Source organism: Actinoallomurus soli (genome assembly GCF_024055715.1).
In the GTDB taxonomy this organism is placed as follows: domain Bacteria; phylum Actinomycetota; class Actinomycetes; order Streptosporangiales; family Streptosporangiaceae; genus Actinoallomurus; species Actinoallomurus soli.
Map to the genome: position 1 here is coordinate 1 of NZ_JAMXMV010000055.1, position 4712 is coordinate 4712.

Here is a 4712-nt window from a genome sequence, read left to right on the forward strand (position 1 = left end):
CCTGCCCGGCGTCCTTGCCCTTCGCCGGCTTACCAGGCTCAGCCACCGCGGCGTCCGCCTTCACTTCAGTTGTCGTCATCGGGTGTAACTCCTTGATCAGGAGTTACACCGAAAACCGTACAGTCCCGCGGGCGTCGGGGACGGACCGGGCGAGCCGGTCCAGCTTGGGAACCACCAGGGTGTCGCCGGCGCGTACGGCCGCCAGAGCCTGGTCCGGGCCGGGCGCGGTGGGTGCCGGTGAGGCCCTTGTCGAGATAGATCCGGTCGCCCGCGACACCGAATGAGATGAGGATCTCGCGTTGGGCGATGAGGTAACCGGTCTTTTCCGAGTTGGGCAGACTGGCGGGGGTGGTTGTGCTGGTTCGGCTCCTGGGCACCCCTTGGGGCCGCGGTCGTGAGGAGCGGGTTGATGCAGGGATCGAATGTGGGTTCCGGGCCAGGGTCGGTGTTGGTGGTTGATTGGCGGGCTTCGGGGTACAGCGTGGCCGCGGGTGGGACCGCGTGTGTGGAAGCCGCCGTGCGCAGGGCCGTGGTCGGTGGCGATGGCCAGGTGCGGTATGTGCCGTTGCCGCGAAACCCTGAGGCCGGCCTGAGCGTGAAGGACAAGGCCTTGCGCGCGGTCGGGCCCCGGGACCAGGCCACGGGGCGGGAAGGTGGCCTTCCCTATCGGCCACCGGCCCAGATGGATGATCCGCAGGCCGGAGCAGATGATGAGCTGCTTCGGGTGCTGTGGTATGCGACCCGGCAGCTCGAGCGCGATCGTGTCCCTGATGCCGCCGGGCGTTGCCTGCAGTTCGCCGAAGCGGTCCTGGCCGGGCTCTTCCCTCAGGGCATCAAGCCGCCCGCAGGGGTGCGATCGGTGGATGACACCGCGGCTTCGGCGGATCTGAGTGCGCGACGCCTGCTGAACCAGCCCGGCAGCTGGAGCCAGGTCCGGTCTTGGGAAGCGGTGTTCGAGGCGGTCCAGGGCGAAAACACCGCCACGGTCGTCATCGTCGGCCGGCCTGCGGTCAGCCACGCCCTCGTGCTCATCAACACCACCCACGGCGTCAAAGTCCTCGACTACAACGGCGGCACCGCAGTGCTCAACGACTTCACCCCCGCCATGACCCACCCGGTCAACAGCCCGCTCGGCCCGGTCGCCGCCGCCCGTGCCCTGCACATCGATCTGGCCACCGCACAACCGGTGACCAACGCGAAGGTGGCCGGCGGAACCACCGCCCGGTCGCTGTCCAGCCAGGACATCGTCGACGTGCTCACCGACAAGGCCAGCCCCGCCGTCGGCGCGCCGCGGCGCCCACAGGCGCCGCGGGGCGCCGACGGGGCCCGGGCGGGGCAGCAGTGGGAGCTGTCCCAAGCCACTCCCCGATCCCAGGCCCCCTTCCGGCCCGCCGCCGGGTTCCCGGTGGAGGGGCGGCCACGGGCGATGCCGACGTTCACGGTCACGTCCTCGGTGCAGGAGCTTGACCAGGCCAGGCGTGTTACCCGGTATGAGCGTCAAGGGGCCGCCGAGCAGCCGCCGGGGCCCGAGGGGTTGTTGATCACGGGATGGTCCACGCTCGAGCGCAGGCTGGTGTACCGGCCGCAGAGCGATCAGGTCTTCCCCTGGCGTGACCACGCCGATCCTTTGAACCGGGTGTTCGCGCCGTTCGCCGATGCCCAGGGCAGGCTGCACCCCGCCGTGCAGGTACATGGGGTGCGGATAGCCGCGAGCATGCGGCGGTATCTGGACGAGCTGGCTCGCACCGACCCGCGGTTGAACTTGGCCAGGCCAGTCCGGGAAGTGATCGACCACCTGGAACACGACGTGCAGGACCTGGTGATGGGCACCATCACCGGGAACACTCTGCCACCGCGGATGGTGGCCCGGATCCTGGGCCCAGGCGATCTGCCGGCTCACGAGCAGGTCCTGGTCGGGCAGTACGGCGCGTTCTTGTCCGAGGAGATCCGGGCCGCCCCGCCCGGCCGCCGGCCACTGTTGTCCGAGGGCCGTGTGCTCGGCCTGTATGCGGGGGTGGTGCTGGATGATGACAACGCGGTAGACGATTGGCAGCGGGCGCACCCCGCCTTCCCCGACTACGCGATGAACATCGACAGCCGCTCCGGCCGCAACCTCATGATGAGCAGCGAGGGCTTCGCCGGCGTCACCGCCTTCGCCAACACCCGCCTCCTGCCCAACGGGGAGCCGGATCTGAGGCCGGCCGGCATCAACGCCGAGTTCCTGCCGTTCCACGTGCGACTGACCGACAACCGTGGCCGGGTCCGGTGGCAGACCATCGTCGCGATGGTCGCGCTGGACAACCTGTACGGCGACCACAACCCCTCCGGCATGGTCATCGCCGACTACGGTCCCCGCTACCAGATGCGGGCCCCCCAGATCAAACCCGACCCCGACAACCCACCGAACCCCATCTCGCTAGGTTCCCCCTCCCCCGCCGCCCCCACCCGGACGCCGCGGGCAGCGACTGGTGCGGACCGGCTGGCCCGGGTCCAGGACCGGGTCCGCCAAGCGGGCGAGCGCGGCCTGACCATCCGCGACGCCGTACACGCATACGACCACCGCCGTTATGACCGTGCGCGATTCGAAGACCCGAACGCGTTGGGAGAGGGTTTCAGGCTGGTCGGGGATATCTGGTACACCGCCGATGACGCCCCCGCCGCCCCCACCCGGACGCCGCGAGCGCCGCAGGCAGCGACCGGCGCGGACCGGCTGGCCCGGGCCCAGGAGCGGGTCCGCCAAGCGGGCGAGCGCGGCCTGACCATCAGCAACGCCGCACACGCATACAACCCCCACCGTTATGACCGTGCGCCGTTCGAAGACCCGAACGCGTTGGGAGAGGGTTTCAGGCTGGTCGGGGATATCTGGTACACCGCCGATGACGCCCCCGCCGCCCCCACCCGGACGCCGCGGGCACCGCGGGCAGCGACCGGCGCGGACCGGCTGGCCCGGGTCCAGGACCGGGTCCGCCAAGCGGGCGAGCGCGGCCTGACCATCAGCAACGCCGCAAACGCATACAGCACCAAACGTTATGACCGTGCGCGGTTCGAAGACCCGAACGCGTTGGGAGAGGGTTTCAGGCTGGTCGGGGATATCTGGTACACCGCCGATGACGCCCCCGCCGCCCCCACCCGGGCGCCGCGGGCACCGCGGGGGCCGCAGGCGCCGCGGGCGCCGCAGGCAGCGACCGGCGCGGACCGGCTGGCCCGGGCCCAGGACCGGGTCCGCCAAGCGGGCGAGCGCGGCCTGACCATCCGCGACGTCGCAAACGCATACGACCCCCACCGTTATGACCGTGCGCGGTTCGAAGACCCGAACGCGTTGGGAGAGGGTTTCAGGCTGGTCGGGGATATCTGGTACACCGCCGATGACGCCCCCGCCGCCCCCACCCGGACGCCGCGGGCACCGCGGGCAGCGACTGGTCAGGACCGGCTGGCCCGGGTCCAGGACCGGGTCCGCCAAGCGGGCGAGCGCGGCCTTGCCATCAGCGACGCCGCAAAAGCGTACAGCCGCAGCGATTATGACCGTGCGCGGTTCGAAGACCCGAACGCGTTGGGGGAAGATTTCGAGCTGTCCGCAGGTCGGTGGTACTACCGGCCGTCGGGGCAAGCCTCCGCAACCGACGAGATGGAACTGGACCTGGACTGCAGGGCGGACGAGTCCGGGTATTACTTTCAAGTCAACAATGCGGACGTATCCGACGCGGTGAACCGCGGGCTACGCCAGACGCTCAAGGACACCACCGACCCGGCCCTTCGAACCCAACTACACCAGGCGCTGGCGTCATGGACCCGCCCGCCGGCCGCCGCCACGGGCCACCACCGGCCGACCCCTAACATCGACCGCGACGGCGCCGGCATCAAGTGGACCTCGAGCAGCCACAGCGGCTACGACCCCAACGGGCAGCCCATCCCCGCCGGCCAGAAGGCGTGCGTCGAAGTCGGGGTGTCGGTAAGACGCATGTCACCAGACACACGCCAGTCGAGACGAACCCAACAGTCAACCCCATAGAGCCTGAAGATCCCTTTGGTTCAGCCTGAGAACCCTCAGATCGCACGAACTCGGGGTGGAGGAACCCAGGAACAGCCGTTGACGCTGAGAATGATCTTGCGAACCGACATCTCGTATCGGTGTGATCGCGCGGGGTTCCTGGTGGGGGTGCGAGGATTTGGGCTATGAGCCCGTCGGTGCCTCGGCGGGATCGTGCTGTGCTGCGAGTGCGCGGTAGAGGGTGGATCGGCCGATCTTCAGGTGGCGGGCGATCGCGGTACGGACTCGTCGCGGGCTTGGCCGGCGTCCGCCCTACCGGGCCTTGAACGCCTGCGGCGGCGAGGCCATCCATGGTGCGTTCGTGGATGAGGTCGCGTTCCATCTCAGCTGCCATCGCGGCGGCCATGAACAGCATCTTGTCGGCGATGGTCTGCCCGTTGGGTCGATGCAGTCCGGCGCAGATCCCGGTGAGGATCTCCAGGTTCACGTTCCGGGCATGGAGCTCGTCCTCCACGAGAACGAGGCCTTTCGCATCGAATGCGAACAGGATACGCCGACCCGAGGACCGCCACGGTCGCTGACTTGGCAGAACCCGGGCTTAGAGGTCCTAACAAAATGATCACTTCGGTCCCACGGTGGCTGCCGGGCAGCTTTGATCATCTTCCGTGAAGAAGGGCGAGCAGCCGCCGTGGATCGTGCGGGACAGCCTGTGGGAGCGGATCGA

1 protein-coding gene and 2 pseudogenes are annotated in these 4712 nt (G+C 69.2%); 1 reads left to right on the forward strand and 2 read right to left on the reverse strand.

All coding sequences use genetic code 11. The features are described from left to right. Window positions 1–505: 505 nt before the first annotated feature. The gene (locus NDW01_RS42565; protein ID WP_252830368.1) at window positions 506–4009 is read left to right on the forward strand and encodes a hypothetical protein; all 3504 of its coding nucleotides are present in this window, start codon (window positions 506–508) and stop codon (window positions 4007–4009) included. A 162-nt stretch (window positions 4010–4171) separates the two neighbouring features. Here NDW01_RS42565 and NDW01_RS44620 read toward each other — a convergent pair. Further along, window positions 4172–4264 (reverse strand): annotated as a pseudogene (locus tag NDW01_RS44620) (hypothetical protein); the annotation flags it as partial. A gap of 106 nt (window positions 4265–4370) precedes the next feature. Beyond that, window positions 4371–4502, reverse strand: a pseudogene (locus NDW01_RS44625) (hypothetical protein); the annotation flags it as partial. Window positions 4503–4712: the final 210 nt, after the last annotated feature.